The sequence below is a fragment of the Neorhizobium tomejilense genome (assembly GCF_964254135.1).
Lineage (GTDB): Bacteria > Pseudomonadota > Alphaproteobacteria > Rhizobiales > Rhizobiaceae > Neorhizobium > Neorhizobium tomejilense.
Map to the genome: position 1 here is coordinate 710,330 of NZ_CAXUSO020000001.1, position 14,179 is coordinate 724,508.

23 protein-coding genes are annotated in these 14,179 nt (G+C 64.4%); 21 read left to right on the plus strand and 2 right to left on the minus strand.

Translation table 11 applies throughout. The annotated features are described in order from the left end of the window. Window position 1: 1 nt before the first annotated feature. On the minus strand, window positions 2-130 hold the full coding sequence (locus tag ACSQ3G_RS03695) for a hypothetical protein (protein ID WP_258719024.1): 129 nt from the start codon (window positions 128-130) through the stop codon (window positions 2-4). Between the two features lie 155 nt (window positions 131-285). Between ACSQ3G_RS03695 and ACSQ3G_RS03700 the strand changes: the two genes are divergently transcribed. The 14 genes from ACSQ3G_RS03700 to ACSQ3G_RS03765 all read left to right on the plus strand — a co-directional run bounded on the left by ACSQ3G_RS03700 (window position 286) and on the right by ACSQ3G_RS03765 (window position 9,061). Next, window positions 286-894 carry a hypothetical protein gene (locus ACSQ3G_RS03700; protein WP_436109095.1) on the plus strand — a complete coding sequence of 203 codons (609 nt, stop codon included), beginning with the start codon at window positions 286-288 and terminating at the stop codon, window positions 892-894. 59 nt (window positions 895-953) lie between these two features. After that, entirely contained in the window at window positions 954-1,268 is a 315-nt protein-coding gene (locus ACSQ3G_RS03705; RefSeq protein WP_436109096.1) for a Dabb family protein, read from the plus strand. A gap of 40 nt (window positions 1,269-1,308) precedes the next feature. Beyond that, window positions 1,309-2,496: a phage portal protein gene (locus ACSQ3G_RS03710; protein WP_436109097.1), complete on the plus strand. Its 1,188-nt coding sequence runs from the start codon at window positions 1,309-1,311 to the stop codon at window positions 2,494-2,496. A 55-nt stretch (window positions 2,497-2,551) separates the two neighbouring features. Next, window positions 2,552-2,830: a CopG family ribbon-helix-helix protein gene (locus ACSQ3G_RS03715; RefSeq protein ID WP_105405091.1), complete on the plus strand. Its 279-nt coding sequence runs from the start codon at window positions 2,552-2,554 to the stop codon at window positions 2,828-2,830. Then, window positions 2,827-3,132, plus strand: coding sequence for a type II toxin-antitoxin system RelE/ParE family toxin (locus ACSQ3G_RS03720; protein ID WP_436109098.1), 306 nt, complete (start codon window positions 2,827-2,829; stop codon window positions 3,130-3,132). The genes ACSQ3G_RS03715 and ACSQ3G_RS03720 overlap by 4 nt, the downstream gene beginning before the upstream one ends. A gap of 209 nt (window positions 3,133-3,341) precedes the next feature. Then, entirely contained in the window at window positions 3,342-3,677 is a 336-nt protein-coding gene (locus ACSQ3G_RS03725; RefSeq protein WP_436109099.1) for a DUF6107 family protein, read from the plus strand. 212 nt (window positions 3,678-3,889) lie between these two features. Then, window positions 3,890-4,471, plus strand: a complete 582-nt coding sequence (locus ACSQ3G_RS03730; protein WP_436109100.1) for an HK97 family phage prohead protease — start codon at window positions 3,890-3,892, stop codon at window positions 4,469-4,471. Next, window positions 4,468-5,733 (plus strand): phage major capsid protein, encoded by a 1,266-nt coding sequence (locus ACSQ3G_RS03735; RefSeq protein ID WP_436109101.1) that lies wholly within the window; start codon window positions 4,468-4,470, stop codon window positions 5,731-5,733. Before ACSQ3G_RS03730 ends, ACSQ3G_RS03735 begins: the two co-directional genes overlap by 4 nt. Before the next feature lie 197 nt (window positions 5,734-5,930). Next, a complete protein-coding gene (locus ACSQ3G_RS03740) occupies window positions 5,931-6,860 on the plus strand; it encodes an IS110 family RNA-guided transposase (protein ID WP_436109102.1) in 930 nt (309 codons plus the stop codon). A 161-nt stretch (window positions 6,861-7,021) separates the two neighbouring features. After that, entirely contained in the window at window positions 7,022-7,591 is a 570-nt protein-coding gene (locus tag ACSQ3G_RS03745) for a head-tail connector protein (protein WP_436109103.1), read from the plus strand. Further along, on the plus strand, window positions 7,591-7,923 hold the full coding sequence (locus tag ACSQ3G_RS03750; RefSeq protein WP_371674740.1) for a phage head closure protein: 333 nt from the start codon (window positions 7,591-7,593) through the stop codon (window positions 7,921-7,923). Before ACSQ3G_RS03745 ends, ACSQ3G_RS03750 begins: the two co-directional genes overlap by 1 nt. Further along, window positions 7,920-8,318, plus strand: coding sequence for a DUF3168 domain-containing protein (locus ACSQ3G_RS03755; RefSeq protein WP_436109104.1), 399 nt, complete (start codon window positions 7,920-7,922; stop codon window positions 8,316-8,318). The genes ACSQ3G_RS03750 and ACSQ3G_RS03755 overlap by 4 nt, the downstream gene beginning before the upstream one ends. Before the next feature lie 54 nt (window positions 8,319-8,372). After that, window positions 8,373-8,627 carry a hypothetical protein gene (locus ACSQ3G_RS03760; protein ID WP_105405036.1) on the plus strand — a complete coding sequence of 85 codons (255 nt, stop codon included), beginning with the start codon at window positions 8,373-8,375 and terminating at the stop codon, window positions 8,625-8,627. After that, the gene (locus ACSQ3G_RS03765; RefSeq protein WP_436109105.1) at window positions 8,624-9,061 is read left to right on the plus strand and encodes a hypothetical protein; all 438 of its coding nucleotides are present in this window, start codon (window positions 8,624-8,626) and stop codon (window positions 9,059-9,061) included. Before ACSQ3G_RS03760 ends, ACSQ3G_RS03765 begins: the two co-directional genes overlap by 4 nt. Here the strand turns inward: ACSQ3G_RS03765 and ACSQ3G_RS03770 are convergent. Next, window positions 9,045-10,271: an MFS transporter gene (locus ACSQ3G_RS03770; RefSeq protein WP_436109106.1), complete on the minus strand. Its 1,227-nt coding sequence runs from the start codon at window positions 10,269-10,271 to the stop codon at window positions 9,045-9,047. The two genes, ACSQ3G_RS03765 and ACSQ3G_RS03770, sit on opposite strands and share 17 nt — an antisense overlap. Window positions 10,272-10,377: 106 nt before the next feature. Here ACSQ3G_RS03770 and ACSQ3G_RS03775 point away from each other — a divergent pair, with 106 nt between their 5' ends. Genes ACSQ3G_RS03775 through ACSQ3G_RS03805 form a run of 7 tightly spaced genes read left to right on the plus strand, consistent with a single transcriptional unit; the run spans window position 10,378 to window position 13,927 of the window. Further along, complete coding sequence (locus tag ACSQ3G_RS03775) at window positions 10,378-10,785, plus strand: phage major tail protein, TP901-1 family (RefSeq protein WP_046637570.1); 408 nt, start codon at window positions 10,378-10,380, stop codon at window positions 10,783-10,785. Further along, window positions 10,785-11,132 carry a gene transfer agent family protein gene (locus tag ACSQ3G_RS03780; protein WP_436109107.1) on the plus strand — a complete coding sequence of 116 codons (348 nt, stop codon included), beginning with the start codon at window positions 10,785-10,787 and terminating at the stop codon, window positions 11,130-11,132. The genes ACSQ3G_RS03775 and ACSQ3G_RS03780 overlap by 1 nt, the downstream gene beginning before the upstream one ends. After that, entirely contained in the window at window positions 11,129-11,395 is a 267-nt protein-coding gene (locus tag ACSQ3G_RS03785; protein WP_436109108.1) for a rcc01693 family protein, read from the plus strand. Before ACSQ3G_RS03780 ends, ACSQ3G_RS03785 begins: the two co-directional genes overlap by 4 nt. 32 nt (window positions 11,396-11,427) lie before the next feature. Then, window positions 11,428-11,958 carry a phage tail tape measure protein gene (locus tag ACSQ3G_RS03790; protein ID WP_436109109.1) on the plus strand — a complete coding sequence of 177 codons (531 nt, stop codon included), beginning with the start codon at window positions 11,428-11,430 and terminating at the stop codon, window positions 11,956-11,958. 21 nt (window positions 11,959-11,979) lie between these two features. After that, window positions 11,980-12,618, plus strand: coding sequence for a phage distal tail protein, Rcc01695 family (locus ACSQ3G_RS03795; protein WP_436109110.1), 639 nt, complete (start codon window positions 11,980-11,982; stop codon window positions 12,616-12,618). After that, a complete protein-coding gene (locus ACSQ3G_RS03800; RefSeq protein WP_436109111.1) occupies window positions 12,615-13,490 on the plus strand; it encodes a phage/gene transfer agent baseplate hub protein in 876 nt (291 codons plus the stop codon). Before ACSQ3G_RS03795 ends, ACSQ3G_RS03800 begins: the two co-directional genes overlap by 4 nt. Next, window positions 13,487-13,927, plus strand: a complete 441-nt coding sequence (locus tag ACSQ3G_RS03805; protein WP_436109112.1) for an NlpC/P60 family protein — start codon at window positions 13,487-13,489, stop codon at window positions 13,925-13,927. The genes ACSQ3G_RS03800 and ACSQ3G_RS03805 overlap by 4 nt, the downstream gene beginning before the upstream one ends. The last annotated feature ends 252 nt before the right edge of the window (window positions 13,928-14,179 follow it).

Here is a 14,179-nt window from a genome sequence, read left to right on the forward strand (position 1 = left end):
ATCAGCGCGGGGTAACCGGCTTCGGCTGGGCGCTTTCGCGCATCTGCTTCCACTCGGATTCGATCCGCTCGACGACATGCTGCGGGATCGGCTTGGAAGGGGCGGCCGGTGCGGGCTGCTGCATCATCATGATCTCCTGTTGTTTAGAAAGCCGACAAGAACGTCGTGTGGAGCCGTTGGTTCCACATCATTAGAAAAAAGTAAACTGCCGCCTAAAGGCTTAAAACGATTTAGTTTTTCTAAACCGATTGAAACCCTGCAACGCGGTATGGGAGTAGGTTCCAGATGGCGCACAACCGGCATGCTTTCTTTGATTTGGTACGGACGAAGCTCTTCAAGGGCCGGCTCGTCACAGGTCAGGTGAAGGGGCTGACGGCGATTCTCGACGCCTGGCGGGAAAGGGATGGCCAAGATGAGGCGCAGCCGCTTTCCTATGTGCTGGCGACCGCCTTTCACGAGACGGCCGCCACCATGCAGCCCGTCCGGGAAACCCTGGCGGCCAGCGACAGGTCGGCGATCACGCGTCTGGACGAGGCTTTTGCCGCGGGCCGGCTCGGGTCGGTGAAGACGCCCTACTGGCGGCCGGACGCGGAAGGAAAAAGCTGGCTCGGCCGCGGACTGGTGCAGCTCACCCACAGGCGGAACTACGAGGCGATGTCCGCTGTGACCGGTATCGACCTGGTGGCCGATCCGGGCCGGGCGATGGAAATGCCGGTCTCGGTGGCGATCCTGATCGAGGGCATGCGGCGCGGCAGTTTCACCGGCCGCAAGCTCGGCGACTATTTCGGGCAAGGGCGAGCCGACTGGGTGGGCGCCAGAAAAATCATCAACGGGAACGATCGGGCGGACCTGGTGGCGCGGCATGCGCGGGTGTTCGCCGAGGCGCTGCAATAGGCCGCATTGTCGCCCGTGGCAGCCCGTGATAGCGAGGCCTCCGCTTTGCTGGAGGTTCCATGATACGCCATATCGTATTTTTCACGGCGCAAACGGGCGAGATCGAACGGGTACGGGCAGGTCTTTCCCTGCTGACCGGCAACCCGCATGCGCTGACCCTGGAGATCGGCACCAACGTGAAGAGCGACCAGCTCGGCAACGAGGTCGACCTGGTCGTCTACGGCGAATTCGAGGATGCGGCGGCGCTTGCCGCCTACAAGGCGCATCCGGCCTACCAGGCATCGATCGATATCGTCCGGCCGATCCGGGAGATGCGTTTGGCGGCCGATTTCGACAGCGAAAGTGCGGTGAAGGCGCCCCTGCCGCTTCCCTGAAGCGGGCCTTGGCGCCCGCGAGCGAAAAGGACAAGTCACGATGAAATCTCCATTCCGGCGCCCGTGGTTTTCCACGGGTGGGCGACAGACCGTGCCTGAAATCCAGGGAGCCGACATCCAAAGGGCCGAGACCAAGATGGCTTCCGGTTTCGCGATCGTGTCCGGCGAGGGAGCGGCGCAGTGGTCGGGGCGGTCCTATGCGGCGCTGGCGCGGGCAGGGTTCATGAAGAACCCGGTCGCCTATCGGGCGGTGCGGATGATCGCCGAAGCCGCCGCAGCCGTGCCGTGGCTTGCCTATGACGGGGCGACGGAGCTTGCCGAACATCCGGCGCTGGCGCTCTTGACGCGGCCGAACGGCCGGCAGGGCGGACCTGACTTTTTCGAGGCGCTCTACGGGCACCTGGCGCTTTCCGGCAATGCCTATGTCGAGCCGCTGTCGATCGGCGGGAGCTTACGCGAACTGCATCTGCTCCGGCCCGACCGGGTGAGCGTGGTCGAGGGCCGCGACGGCTGGGTGGCGGGTTACGACTATCGCGCCGGCGGCACCACGCGGCGGCTACCGGCAGAGAGCGATGGTCTGGCGCTGCTGCATCTGAAACTGTTTCATCCGCTGGACGACCATTGCGGCTTTCCGCCGCTCGGGGCGGCGGGTGCCGCGCTCGACCTGCACAATGCGGCGGCCAGCTGGAACAAGGCGTTGCTCGACAATTCCGCAAGACCTTCCGGCGCGCTGGTCTACCAGCCGAAGGACGGCGGCAACTTGTCTGCCGACCAGTACGAGCGGCTGAAGGACGAGCTGGAGGCGGGTTATTCCGGCGCCGTCAATGCCGGTCGGCCGCTGCTGCTCGAAGGCGGGCTCGACTGGAAGGCGATGGGCCTGTCGCCGAAGGACATGGATTTCATCGAGGCGAAGAACGGCGCCGCCCGCGACATAGCGCTCGCCTTCGGCGTGCCGCCGATGCTGATTGGCATTCCCGGCGACAACACCTATGCCAATTACCAGGAGGCCAACCGTGCCTTCTACCGGCTCACGGTGCTGCCATTAATTGCGCGAACGGCCGCGAGCTTTTCCGCCTGGCTGTCGGAGGCCTATGGCGAGCGGCTGCGGCTGGAACCGGACCTCGACCGGATCGCCGGCCTTTCCGCCGAGCGCGAGGCGCTGTGGGCGAGGGTCGGTGCGGCGGCGTTCCTGAGCGACGAAGAGAAGCGCGAGGCGGTGGGGTATTAATCCGTAAGGAAGGGGTGTAGATTGTAATACGCTGTATTACAAAATGGAGGCTGTCATGGCCAAGCCCGTTCTTTCAGACCCGATCACGCTGCGCCTGCCGCTCGACATCCTTGAGGACATCGAGAAGATCGCTGAGACAGCGGACAGAAGCCGATCCTGGGTGATCGTCCGGGCGCTGAAAGCCTACCTGACCACGGAGGGAAGCGAGCTTCTGGAAATTGCCGCGGCGCGCCAGGACGTGCGCGACGGCAAGGTCATGGATATGGACGACCTTCTCGACGAACTGGACGGCTTGAATGCTGCGGATGAAAAATCCCGGACCGATGCCGCATGAAGAAAGTCCGCATCTCCACGATGGCTGCGGACTACATCAGGTCCGAGCGGACCTACCTCGGCAGGTTCAGCGCTCCGGCGGCGCGGGAACTGAACAGGAAATTGCAGAATGCCCGGTCGCTTCTGTCGCAGCATCCGGAGATCGGCAAGATCAAGCCGGGCTCCAATGGCGTCAGGGTCTTGGTCATTACGCCCTATCTCATCGAGTACGAAGTCGATTCCGACGGCGTGCTGATCCTGATCGTCAGGCACGGCAGGCAGGATGATCGGCCCGATGAGGACGAGGACGTCTACGCGGAGTAGACGGGCGGCTTGGCGTTTCTCGACGCGTCTGTTGCTACTCACTCAACTTGCGAAGTGCCGGACTCAACTTTCCAGCAGGTAGCGCCAAGCGATTCTGAACATTCATGGAAACTGGATCCGCCGACCCTGCGTCGAGCGCGGAACGGCTGATTGCATGGCAGCAGCGCGTTCGGTCCGTATGCGTGCATCATAAACAAGAGAGATTAAAAATGGCTGACCTCGGAAACGATCCGGGCGCCCTGGCCGGCATCTGGGCCGCCAAGGCGGTGGGCGCCACGGCGGGAGCCGGCGTGTCGCTGATCTATCTGCTGCCGAAGAGCCGCCGCGAGGCAGCGAGCCGGTTTCTGACGGGCTTGAGCTGCGGAATGATCTTCGGCGGCCCGACCGGGATTTGGCTGGTGGAAAGGCTGGGGATCGGCGGGGAGCTTTCAGGAGCGGAAGTGATGCTGACGGGGTCGGCGGCGGCCAGTCTTTGTGCCTGGTGGGTGCTGGGCGCGCTGGCGCGGATTGCCGTCAGATATGGGGGACGGGGCGGCGGGGCTTAACTTCGGTCTTCGCCCGGAGCCCCTCATCCGCCTGCCGGCACCTTCTCCCCGCATGCGGGGAGAAGGAAGTACGACGCGCCCGTTTCCCTCATCTCTGACGCCGTTGGCATGCCAGGGCGTCACCGCGTGTTCCTTCTCCCCGTGACAACGGGGAGAAGGTGCCGGCAGGCGGATGAGGGGCTGGCTCCAATTCAATCGTTAGGAGAATCCCGATGCACGCTTATCGCGGGCCGCGCCCGAACGCGCGCAAATTTGCCAATCTGGAACTCGCAGGGCTTACCGGCGACGGGGTTTTCTCCGGTTATGCCAGCGTCTTCGGCGAAGTCGACCTCGGCAAGGATACGATCGAGCGCGGCGCCTTTCGCAATTGCCTCGTCGAGCGTGGGGCGCCGGGGGTGCGGATGCTCTACCAGCACGACCCTTCCGAGCCGATCGGCGCCTGGCGGACGATCCGCGAGGATGCCCGCGGGCTTTACGTCGAAGGCATGCTGTCGCCGGGCGTCGCCCGCTCCCGCGAGGTGCTGGCGCTGATGAAATCCGGCGCGCTCGACGGGCTGTCGATCGGGTTCCGCACGGTCAAGGCCCGCACCGACGCCAAGACGGGCGTGCGCAAAATCCTCGAGGCCGATCTGTGGGAAATCTCGGTGGTGACCTTTCCGATGCTGCCATCGGCCCGGGTCTCCAACATCAAGCATGCGCGGTTCTTCCGCGACAGGGAAACCGAGCTCGTCCGCCAGATGCGGCGGGCGGCGAAGATGATGATGAAATCAACCTTCAAAGGAAAAGCGATATGACCGAGCAGGCGAGAACGATGGCAAGCGTGGCGCCCGAAGTAAAGGCCGTGCCGGAAACGGTGACGGCGGCCTTCGACGAATTCATGGAGGCGTTCGAGGCCTTCAAGGAGGTCAACGACCGGCGCCTCGGCGAGATCGAGCAGAAGCTGACCGCCGACGTTGTGACCCGCGACAAGATGGACCGCATCAACCGTGCCGTCGACGACCAGAAGAAGGTTCTCGACCAGCTGGTGCTGAAGAAGGCCAGGCCGCAACTCGGCCGCGGCGGTTCGGAGCTTTCGGCCGAGGCCGTGGAGCACAAGGCGGCCTTCGACGCCTATGTCCGCCGCGGCGAGGAGAACGGTCTGCGCGAGCTGGAGGCCAAGGCGTTTTCGGGCGGAACCGGTGCCGACGGCGGTTATCTCGTCCCGCCGGAAACCGACACGGAAATCGGCCGGCGGATATCGGCAGTGTCGCCGATGCGGGCGCTCTCGACCGTGCGCACCGTATCCTCCGCCGTATTGAAGAAGCCGTTTGCGGCGGCCGGGCTTTCGACCGGCTGGGTGGCCGAGACCGCGGCGCGGCCGCAGACCAATACGCCGCAGCTCACCGAACTCTCCTTCCCGACCATGGAACTCTATGCGATGCCGGCGGCGACGCAGTCGCTGCTGGATGACTCGGCGGTCGATATCGAGGCCTGGATCGCCGGCGAGGTGGACATCGTATTTGCCGAGCAGGAGGGCGACGCCTTCATCCGCGGTGACGGCACCAACAAGCCGAAAGGATTTCTGTCCTATCCGACGGTGGCGGAAGGCTCCTGGAGCTGGGGCAATATCGGCCATATCGCCACCGGTGTGGCGGGCGGCTGGAAATCGACGGGTCCTTCGGACACGCTGATCGAGGTCATCTATGCGCTGAAGGCCGGCCATCGTCAGAACGGCACGTTCATGATGAACCGCAAGGCACAGGGCGACATCCGCAAGTTCAAGGACGGCGACGGCAACTATCTCTGGCACCCGCCGGTATCGGCCGGCCAGCCGGCCTCGCTGATGGGCTTTCCGATCGCCGAGGCCGAAGAGATGCCCGACGTGGCGGAGAACTCGCTCTCGATCGCGTTCGGGGATTTCCGCTCCGGTTATCTCGTCGTCGACCGGGCGGGCGTGCGTATCCTGCGCGATCCCTATTCGGCGAAACCCTATGTGCTCTTCTACACCACCAAGCGCGTCGGCGGCGGCGTGCAGAATTTCGAGGCGATCAAGGTGGTGAAGTTTGCTGCGGCATAATTCGGCCTCCGTCATCCTTATCTGTTGCGTTGGTTTTGCTTTGAGTTGAATCTGAGCAGGCCGGCGGCGTACCTTCGTCATCCTTGGTCTGAGAGACCGTGCCCGAGCGCGGTACGCCGCCTTTAGACATGCTTCCACCCGAACAGTTGACCGGGAGGCCGTTGGCGCGGCGATCCCGCAGGATAAGGATGGGTCTCATGAGCTTACCATCTTGCGTCGTCGGGATCGACATTTCCAAGTCGTTTCTGGATTGTTTTCTTCACCCCGCCGGTATGGTCCGTCGGTTTGACAATGACAGCCAAGGCCATCAGGCACTCATCGGCTTTGTCGCCGAGTATCAGGCCTTCGGCGTCCTGGAGGCGACCGGGCCTTATGACCGGGCACTTTGCCGACAGCTGCATCAGGCGGGATTGGCCTTCCATCGCGCCAATCCCCGCAAGGCACGCCAGTTTGCGAGAGCGGCAGGCTTTCTTGCCAAGACCGACCGGGTCGACGCACGCATGCTTGCCCTTTATGGAGCGACCATGTCTCTGGCTCCCGAGGCCAAGCCTGACGCAGCCCGTCAGGTTCTTCGAACCCTTGTCGAGCGGCGCGACCAACTTGTGGCAATGCGCAAGAGCGAGCGCATCCGTCTCGCCCAGCCCCATTGCCGGGACATCGACGAGAGCCTGCGACAGATGATGGAAGTGCTCGACCGGCAGATCGCCGCCATCAATGTCCGGATCGACATCCTGGTGACCCAGGTCGAGGCTCTGGCTGAAGATCAGGCGATCCTGCGTTCGGCGCCGGGCGTCGGTCTGCAGACGGCAAGCGTGCTTCTAGCCTATATGCCGGAACTGGGTCGTCGTGACCGCCGTTCCGTCGCAGCTCTTGCCGGCCTCGCACCGATCGCATGCGATTCAGGTGCCATGCGCGGCAAACGCTGCATATGGGGCGGGCGCAAACGCGTCCGCGACGCGCTCTATATGGCTGCACTTGCGGCCTGTCGGTCAGGTCCCTTTAAGCGCATATTCCAAGCCATGCGCAATGCCGGCAAACCTCCAAAACTTGTCCTGATCGCCATAGCAAGACGGTTGCTCGTCGCACTTAACGCCGCAATGAGGGACCGAAAACCCTTCCAAGCTTGACACCAACAACACAGTTGCTCGGGCTCGACCCGAGGATCCAGCCTTTCTAGCGTGGCGCCTCTCCGCATTGATACCCATCGGGCTCGGCTTGGATCCTCGGGTCGAGCCCGAGGATGACGGAGTATGCGGAGCCGGCGCCGGCCAAGCTCTCCAGGATCCCCATGACCTACGCCCAAACCACTCCGCCTTCCGCGGAGCCGCTGACGCTTGCCGAGGTGAAGGCGCATCTGCGTCTCGATGGAAGCGATGAGGATGCGCTGCTGGCCTCGCTGATCAGCACCGCCCGCGAACACCTGGAGCGGGAGACCGGGCTTTGCCTGATCTCTCAAGCCTGGCGGCTCCATCTCGACCGCTGGCCGGCGGACGGGGTGATCCGGATTTCGAGATCGCCGGTGCAAGAGATTCAGAACGTTACGGTTTATGACGCTGACGGGACGGCGCTTGAAGTTCCACTGGAAGATCATCTGCTCGACGGCAAGGGCCGGCCGGCGCGGCTGTGGCTACGGCACCCGCCGGCGCCGGGCAGGTCGGTCAACGGCATCGAGATCGACTTTTCGGCCGGTTTCGGCGAGGCGGGCACCGATGTGCCGGACACGCTGAAACGGGCGGTGTCGATCCATATCGGCCACATGTTCGCCTTCCGCGGCGTCGTTTCGCCGGAGAACCAGCCGGCCGGCATTCCCGACGGCTACGAGCGGCTGATCGCACCCTTTCGGATGCGGAGGTTCTGATGGTCCTGTTCTTCGATCCCGGGCTGATGACCGCAAGGCTCGACCTCGAGGCGCCGCAGGCGGTGCCGGACGGGCAGGGCGGCGCGACGGTGGCCTGGGAGGTGACGCTCTCGCTGTGGGCACGGATCGAGCCGGTTTCGTTCGTGGTAGCCGAACAGGCGGCCGCAGAGACCGGCACCATCAGCCACCGCATCTGGGTGCGGTTTCGCGATGGCATTTCAGCCGGGCAGCGGTTTCGCAAGGGCGCGCGGACCTTCCTGGTGAAGCTGGTGCACGATCCGGACGAGACGCGGCGTTATCTCGTCTGCCAATGCGAGGAGGAAACCCGATGACGGCGGGAAACGCGCTTCTGCAGGCGATCCATCAGACGCTTGCCAATGATGCGGCGCTGACCGCGATCGTCGGTGCCGACGGCATCCGCGACCGGCTTCTGCCGCGGGCAAAGCTGCCCTGCGTGGTGTTTGGCGAGATGGAGACACAGGATTTTTCGACCGCCAGCGAGGCCGGCGAGGAACATCTTCTGGTTCTGGAAATCTGGTCGGATGGCGAGGGACGGCGCCAAGCACAGGAGATTGCCGGCCTGGTGCACGCCCTGCTGCACGATGTGGCGCTGGCGCTGGAGGGCGCGGTGCTGGTGAACCTGCTGCAGGTGGGCACAAGGACGCGGCGGGAGCCGAAGACGAAGTTCTATCTGGCGGAGATGCGGTATCGGGCGGTGACGGAATAGGCTTGCGTAAATTACGCATTTTGCGTATTTTAAGTGGAGCCAAGGAGCAGCTTCATGACTGAACCCCTCCGCGTTGCGGCGACGGAATTCGCCCGCAATTTTGCAAGATATCAGGACGAGGCGATCAGCGCCAAGGTGATCAGTGTCACCAGTCACGGGCGCGTGGTGGGTGCTTATCTCTCCGCCAGCGAGCTTGCCCATTACGAGACGCTGAAGCGCAAGGAACGGGAAATCCTGACGGTCGGTGAACTCGACGAGGAGACGCTCTCTGCTATCCGTGATGCCGAATATGGCTCGATTGCCAGGTGAGTTTTCCGGAGCCCAGGCCGGGTCTCGTCATTCGTTACGCGTTCCTCTGGAGCAGCGAGGAAGATCGCGGCTCAGTGGAGGCGGGCAAGGATCGTCCCTGCGCCATCGTTGTCGCCGCGTATAACCAGGCAGGCGCGATCCAGACGATCGTGGCGCCGGTGACGCATTCGCCGCCTCGTGGCGACAATCCGAAGGCCTCGCTTGAAATACCTGCTGCGATCTGCAAAAGCCTCGGCTTCGACGACGGCCGTCATTGGCTGCGGCTGGATGAACTCAACCGGTTCCTGTGGCCCGGTTACGACCTGAGACCGCGTCCGGACGATCCAAGCCGTTGGGACTATGGCATGCTGCCGAAGGAATTCTTCGAGCAGATGCGCGGCCGCATCATCGACCTGGATCGCGAGCGGAAGAACAGGATCATGAAGCGGGACTAGGTTCGGCCGCCCGCGCATTCGCCCGCCGCACCAGCCCCACCAGCATCAGCACCAATACCAGCGAGATTGCCGAGAGCACGGCGCCGGTCACAAGCGCCGCGGTGACGCCGGCGCGGTCGAGGATGGCGGTGAAGATGACCGGGGCCGCGGCAGTGGCAAGGTTCTGCGGCAGCGACAGGCGGGCCGATTGCAGGCCGAATTCGCGGGGCGAGAAGAGCGACAGCGGCAGGAGTGCACGGGCGACGGCGAGCACGCCGGTACCGAAGCTATAGAGCAGCATGAAGACTACCAGGACCGGGGCAGAGGACGTGACGGTCGCGGTAAGCAGGAAGCTGAAGAGGATCAGGCCGGTGCCGACGAGCGAAGTGAGCAGCGCATTGCCGCGTCTGCCGAGAGCCATGTCGACGAAGCGGGCCGAAACGCCGATCGCGCCACGTGCCGAGCCGAGTTGCAGCGCGAGCGCCGGCGAGGCGCCGGCCTGTTGCAGCAGGGCCAGCAGCGAGGGCGACAGGCCGAAACTGATGAACGAACTGATCGCCGTTGCCGCCGCCACCAGGAAAAAAGCGCGACGACGTTCCGGCGGCGTGAAATCGACAGGGGTCGTATCCGTAGCTTGGCTTTGCTCGTTGCGGTCGATCGGTTTGGGAAGACCGAACAGATAGAGCGGCAGGCAGATGAAGAGCTGCAGCAGGGCCGAGAATACAAACGTCATCCGCCAGCCGACGAGATCGTTCATCAGCGCCAGGGCCGGCCAGAAAATGGTCGCCGAAAGCCCGGTGAACAGCATCAGGATGGCGATGACGCGCTTGCCGTCCAGCCCCTCACGCTCGACGACCGCCGTATAGGCCGGCGCCGACAGGCCGAGCGCACCGCCGAAGCCGATGACGATCCAGGCGAGACCGTAGACCAGGATTTCGTGGGCGCTCGCGAGCAGCAGCAGGCCGATCGCGAAGATGACGGATGCACCGGCCATGACTTTTGCTGCACCATGGCGGCCGAGCAGCCGCCCGGTCGCGGGACCGGCAAGCGCACTGACCAGCATCATGATCGACAGGCCGAAGAACACGACCTCGTTCGGAAGGTCGAGTTCCGGTGCGACGATGCGGCCCATGACCCCGAGCATATCGAAGGTCGTGCCCCAGGAAATGATCTGGGTGACGGCGAGCACGGCGATCGTCTGCGCCGAGCGCAGCGGGAGGATTTTGGGCATGGCGGCGGGAGGCATTCGCGAAAGGGATGGTTGAGCGCCCGATGCTCTAGCACCGCTTTTTACGGTGCGGAAGCGACAAACGGATAACAGCGGAAAGGACTTCCACATGGTGGCGCAGAAGGGCAAGGACCTGCTCTTGAAGATCGACAATGACGGCGCGTTCCTGACGGTGGCGGGGTTGCGCTCGAAGCGGCTCGCCTTCAATGCCGAGACCGTCGACATCACCGATGCCGAAAGCGCCGGGCGCTGGCGTGAGTTGCTGGGCGGCGCCGGCGTGCAGCGCGCTTCTCTGACCGGCGCCGGCATTTTCAAGGACCAGGAAAGCGACGCGCTGGTGCGGGCGGCGTTCTTTGCCGGCAGCATTCTGGCCTGGCAGATCCTGATCCCGGCCTTCGGCACGTTGACCGGGCCCTTCCAGGTGACGGCGCTCGAATATTCCGGCGAGCACAACGGCGAGATCCGCTTTGAACTGGCGTTGGAATCAGCCGGCAGCCTGACCTTCGGAGTGCTGTGATGGCGGGCGGGCACGCAAACCGCAGGCGCGGCGAGGTGGAGGCGGTGATCGACGGCGACCGCCGCATTCTCTGCCTGACGCTTGGCGCATTGGCGGAACTGGAAACTGCGTTTTCCGTCAGCGACCTCAACGGGCTGGCGGACCGGTTTTCTTCCGGGCGGCTGAAGGCGGCGGACATGATCCGGCTGATCGGTGCCGGCCTGAGGGGCGGCGGCAATCTGCTCTCCGACGACGAGGTGGCGGCGATGAGTATCGAGGGCGGAATTTTAGGTTATGCGCGGATTGTCGGCGATCTGCTAGCGGCGACGTTTGGGGCGCCGGGCAAGGAGGCCGCGGCAAACCCTTGAGTGCCGCAGCGGGAATCGGAGCAGTCGCAGGAGGAGCTTCGAGTGGCTCCTCTGCCGCAACTGCGATCGAAGAGGCGAGGCGACCGTTTCCCTGGGATGCGGTGATGCATGCCGGCCTCTGCCTGCTGCGGCTTCCGCCGAGGGATTTCTGGGCGCTGACGCCGGTCGAGTTTTCTGCCATGGCCGGCGGACTGAGGGGACGTGGCGCGGGTATGGAGAAGGCCGGGCTGGACGCGCTGATGCGGGCGTTTCCGGACGGATGAGTCAGGGCGCGGCGACGAAACGGGAGTTCACCATGGAAGACGACAATAGTTTGGCCGGCACCCTGTCCGGTGCGGAGGCGCTGACCGGCGTGATGGCGGATCTCGAAGTCCGCTCGCAGCGCTTCGGTGCGGCGCTGACCGGGGCGCTGCGGTCCGCGACGACAGGCGGGCGCGGGCTTGAGGACGTACTCAAGGGGCTCGGCAACCGGCTTTCGGACATCGCGCTGGCCGCTGGCCTCAGGCCGCTCGAAAACATGCTGGGCAATGCGATCGGCGGGCTTGTCGGGTCGGTGACGCCGTTTGCCGACGGCGGTGTCGTGCGCTCCCCGAGCTTCTTTCCGATGGGCGGCGACATGGGCCTGATGGGCGAGGCGGGGGCGGAAGCGATCCTGCCGCTCAGGCGCGGGCCGGACGGCTCTCTCGGCGTTGCGGCCGCCGGCGGGGCCACGCCGCAGATCGTCTTCAACGTGACGGCGAGCGATGCCGCGAGCTTTCGGAAAAGCGAAGGGCAGATTTCCGCCATGCTGGCGCGCAGCGTTTCGCGCGGACGGCGCGGCTTGTGACGATGATGTTGCGAGGATGAGATGAGCGGTTTTCACGAGGTTCGGTTTCCGTTGCGCCTGGCGCTCGGGGCAACCGGCGGGCCGGTGCGGCGCACCGATATCGTCAATCTTTCCAACGGGCGCGAGCAGCGCAACCAACGCTGGAGGGATTCAAGGCGCAGCTATGATGCCGGTTCGGGGGTGAAATCGCTCACCGATCTTTATGCGGTGCTGGAGTTTTTCGAGGCGCGGGGCGGGCAGCTTTACGGCTTTCGGTTCCGCGATCCGGTCGACGGGAAATCCTGCGCGCCGGGCGAGGCGGTATCGGCGACCGACCAGGCGATCGGCACGGGCGACGGGGAGACCGCGGCTTTCCAGATCGTCAAAACCTACGCGGATGGCGCGGGGAGCTGGACGAGGCGGATCGCCAAGCCGGTCGCCGGAACCGTCACCTTGTCGGTGGACGGCGTCGCAGTACCAGCGGAGGCCTGGTCCGTCGATGCGGCGACGGGGATCGTCACCTTTGCCGCCGGGCATGTTCCGCCGGTCGGGGTCGCGGTGCGGGCGGGTTACGAATTCGACGTGCCGGTGCGGTTCGATACGGACCGGATCGATGTCAACCTCGCGCATTTCGATGCCGGGCATATTCCAACCATTCCGCTGACGGAGGTTTTGGCATGAGAACGGTACCGACTGATCTGGCCGAACATCTGGCGCAGGAGACGACCACCACCTGCCATGCATGGCGGGTGACGCGGCGTGACGGGGCGGTGCTGGGATTTACCGAACATGACCACGACCTGATATTTGATGGGACGACCTTCCTGGCGGCGAGTGGCTTTTCGGCAAGCGAGGCAGAAGCGGCAACGGGGCTTTCGGCGGGTGCCGACGAGGTGGCCGGCGGATTTTCGAATGCGGCGATCCGCGAGCAGGATCTGGCGACCGGCAGGTATGACGGTGCGCGGGTGGAGCTGTTTCTCGTCAACTGGGCGGCGGCGGATCAGCATGTGCTCTTGAACATGCGGGAGATCGGCGAGGTTTCCCGCGCCGGCGGGCAGTTTCGCGCAGAACTGCGCAGTCTGGCGCATCGGTTGAGCCAGCCGCAGGGGCGCGTCTATAACCGGCGCTGTGACGCAAGTCTTGGGGATGCCCGTTGTGGTGTGGACCTTGATCTGTGGCGCGGCGAAGGGGCGGTAATCGCGGTAAAGGATGCCAGCCGGATTGTCGTCTCGGGCCTCGGCAGTTTCGCGAGCGATTTCTTTCGGCAGGGCGTGCTGACGTTTGCGGGCGGCGTGGCGGTCGATGTCGACGCGCATGAAAAGAGCGCGGACGGTTCGGTGGAGCTAACTTTCTGGTTGCCGCTGGAGCAGCCGGTTGCGGCGGGCCATACGTTCACGGTCACCGCCGGTTGCGACAAGTCCTTTGCGACTTGCAAGAGGCGCTTTGCCAACCATCTGAATTTTCGCGGCTTCCCACATGTCCCGGGCGCCGATTTCGCCTATTCCTATGCCGACGGGGAGCGGGTCCACGACGGGGGCCCGATCTTCCAATGAGCGGGCAAAGCGAGCGCGTCGTGGCGCTGGCCGAGGGATGGATCGGCACACCCTACCGGCATCAGGGCGCAACGAAGGGCGTCGGCTGCGATTGCATCGGGCTGATCCGCGGGATCTGGCGCGAGCTTTACGGCGAGGAGCCGGAGACGGTGCCCGCCTATGCGCCCGATTGGGCGGAGCGGAGCGGTGAAGACCGGCTCGCGGACGCGGCCGCGCGGCTCTTCGGGCCAAGCGTGCCGTTGGCTGAGGCGGAGCAGGGAGATGTCCTGCTGTTCCGCTGGCGACCGGACTGTCCGGCGAAACACGCCGGGGTACTGGTCGGGCCGCAGCATTTCATCCACGCCTATGAGCAATCGGCCGTGACGCGTTCGGCGCTGGTACCATCGTGGCGGCGACGGGTTGCGGGCGTGTACCGGTTTCCCTTGGCGTCTCATTGAAAAGAAATGCCGCTTGGAGTATCTTTCTGGAGTGGTGAGCGGAGTTGCTGCTCCGCCCACCGTTTGCTTATGTTTTGAAATTGATCCGGACGGCTATAGACCAGCCCGTCCGGGTCACCTTCAAGATAAGCGTAATGCCAATCGGCCTGAGCCTCATAACATTACCTCCATTTTCGAGAGCAAGGCCCTTGCCTGGGTCGGCGCGGCCTGTCCTCGCCGATGCGCCGGCTGGCGCGGCGCGTGCTGCTTCTG

Bases quoted from the DNA above. Each gene is read 5' to 3' on its own strand.
- ACSQ3G_RS03695 (WP_258719024.1), bottom strand. From the start codon at position 130: ATGATGATGCAGCAGCCCGCACCGGCCGCCCCTTCCAAGCCGATCCCG.
- ACSQ3G_RS03700 (WP_436109095.1), top strand. From the start codon at position 286: ATGGCGCACAACCGGCATGCTTTCTTTGATTTGGTACGGACGAAGCTC.
- ACSQ3G_RS03705 (WP_436109096.1), top strand. From the start codon at position 954: ATGATACGCCATATCGTATTTTTCACGGCGCAAACGGGCGAGATCGAA.
- ACSQ3G_RS03710 (WP_436109097.1), top strand. From the start codon at position 1,309: ATGAAATCTCCATTCCGGCGCCCGTGGTTTTCCACGGGTGGGCGACAG.
- ACSQ3G_RS03715 (WP_105405091.1), top strand. From the start codon at position 2,552: ATGGCCAAGCCCGTTCTTTCAGACCCGATCACGCTGCGCCTGCCGCTC.
- ACSQ3G_RS03720 (WP_436109098.1), top strand. From the start codon at position 2,827: ATGAAGAAAGTCCGCATCTCCACGATGGCTGCGGACTACATCAGGTCC.
- ACSQ3G_RS03725 (WP_436109099.1), top strand. From the start codon at position 3,342: ATGGCTGACCTCGGAAACGATCCGGGCGCCCTGGCCGGCATCTGGGCC.
- ACSQ3G_RS03730 (WP_436109100.1), top strand. From the start codon at position 3,890: ATGCACGCTTATCGCGGGCCGCGCCCGAACGCGCGCAAATTTGCCAAT.
- ACSQ3G_RS03735 (WP_436109101.1), top strand. From the start codon at position 4,468: ATGACCGAGCAGGCGAGAACGATGGCAAGCGTGGCGCCCGAAGTAAAG.
- ACSQ3G_RS03740 (WP_436109102.1), top strand. From the start codon at position 5,931: ATGAGCTTACCATCTTGCGTCGTCGGGATCGACATTTCCAAGTCGTTT.
- ACSQ3G_RS03745 (WP_436109103.1), top strand. From the start codon at position 7,022: ATGACCTACGCCCAAACCACTCCGCCTTCCGCGGAGCCGCTGACGCTT.
- ACSQ3G_RS03750 (WP_371674740.1), top strand. From the start codon at position 7,591: ATGGTCCTGTTCTTCGATCCCGGGCTGATGACCGCAAGGCTCGACCTC.
- ACSQ3G_RS03755 (WP_436109104.1), top strand. From the start codon at position 7,920: ATGACGGCGGGAAACGCGCTTCTGCAGGCGATCCATCAGACGCTTGCC.
- ACSQ3G_RS03760 (WP_105405036.1), top strand. From the start codon at position 8,373: ATGACTGAACCCCTCCGCGTTGCGGCGACGGAATTCGCCCGCAATTTT.
- ACSQ3G_RS03770 (WP_436109106.1), bottom strand. From the start codon at position 10,271: ATGCCCAAAATCCTCCCGCTGCGCTCGGCGCAGACGATCGCCGTGCTC.
- ACSQ3G_RS03775 (WP_046637570.1), top strand. From the start codon at position 10,378: ATGGTGGCGCAGAAGGGCAAGGACCTGCTCTTGAAGATCGACAATGAC.
- ACSQ3G_RS03780 (WP_436109107.1), top strand. From the start codon at position 10,785: ATGGCGGGCGGGCACGCAAACCGCAGGCGCGGCGAGGTGGAGGCGGTG.
- ACSQ3G_RS03790 (WP_436109109.1), top strand. From the start codon at position 11,428: ATGGAAGACGACAATAGTTTGGCCGGCACCCTGTCCGGTGCGGAGGCG.
- ACSQ3G_RS03795 (WP_436109110.1), top strand. From the start codon at position 11,980: ATGAGCGGTTTTCACGAGGTTCGGTTTCCGTTGCGCCTGGCGCTCGGG.
- ACSQ3G_RS03800 (WP_436109111.1), top strand. From the start codon at position 12,615: ATGAGAACGGTACCGACTGATCTGGCCGAACATCTGGCGCAGGAGACG.
- ACSQ3G_RS03805 (WP_436109112.1), top strand. From the start codon at position 13,487: ATGAGCGGGCAAAGCGAGCGCGTCGTGGCGCTGGCCGAGGGATGGATC.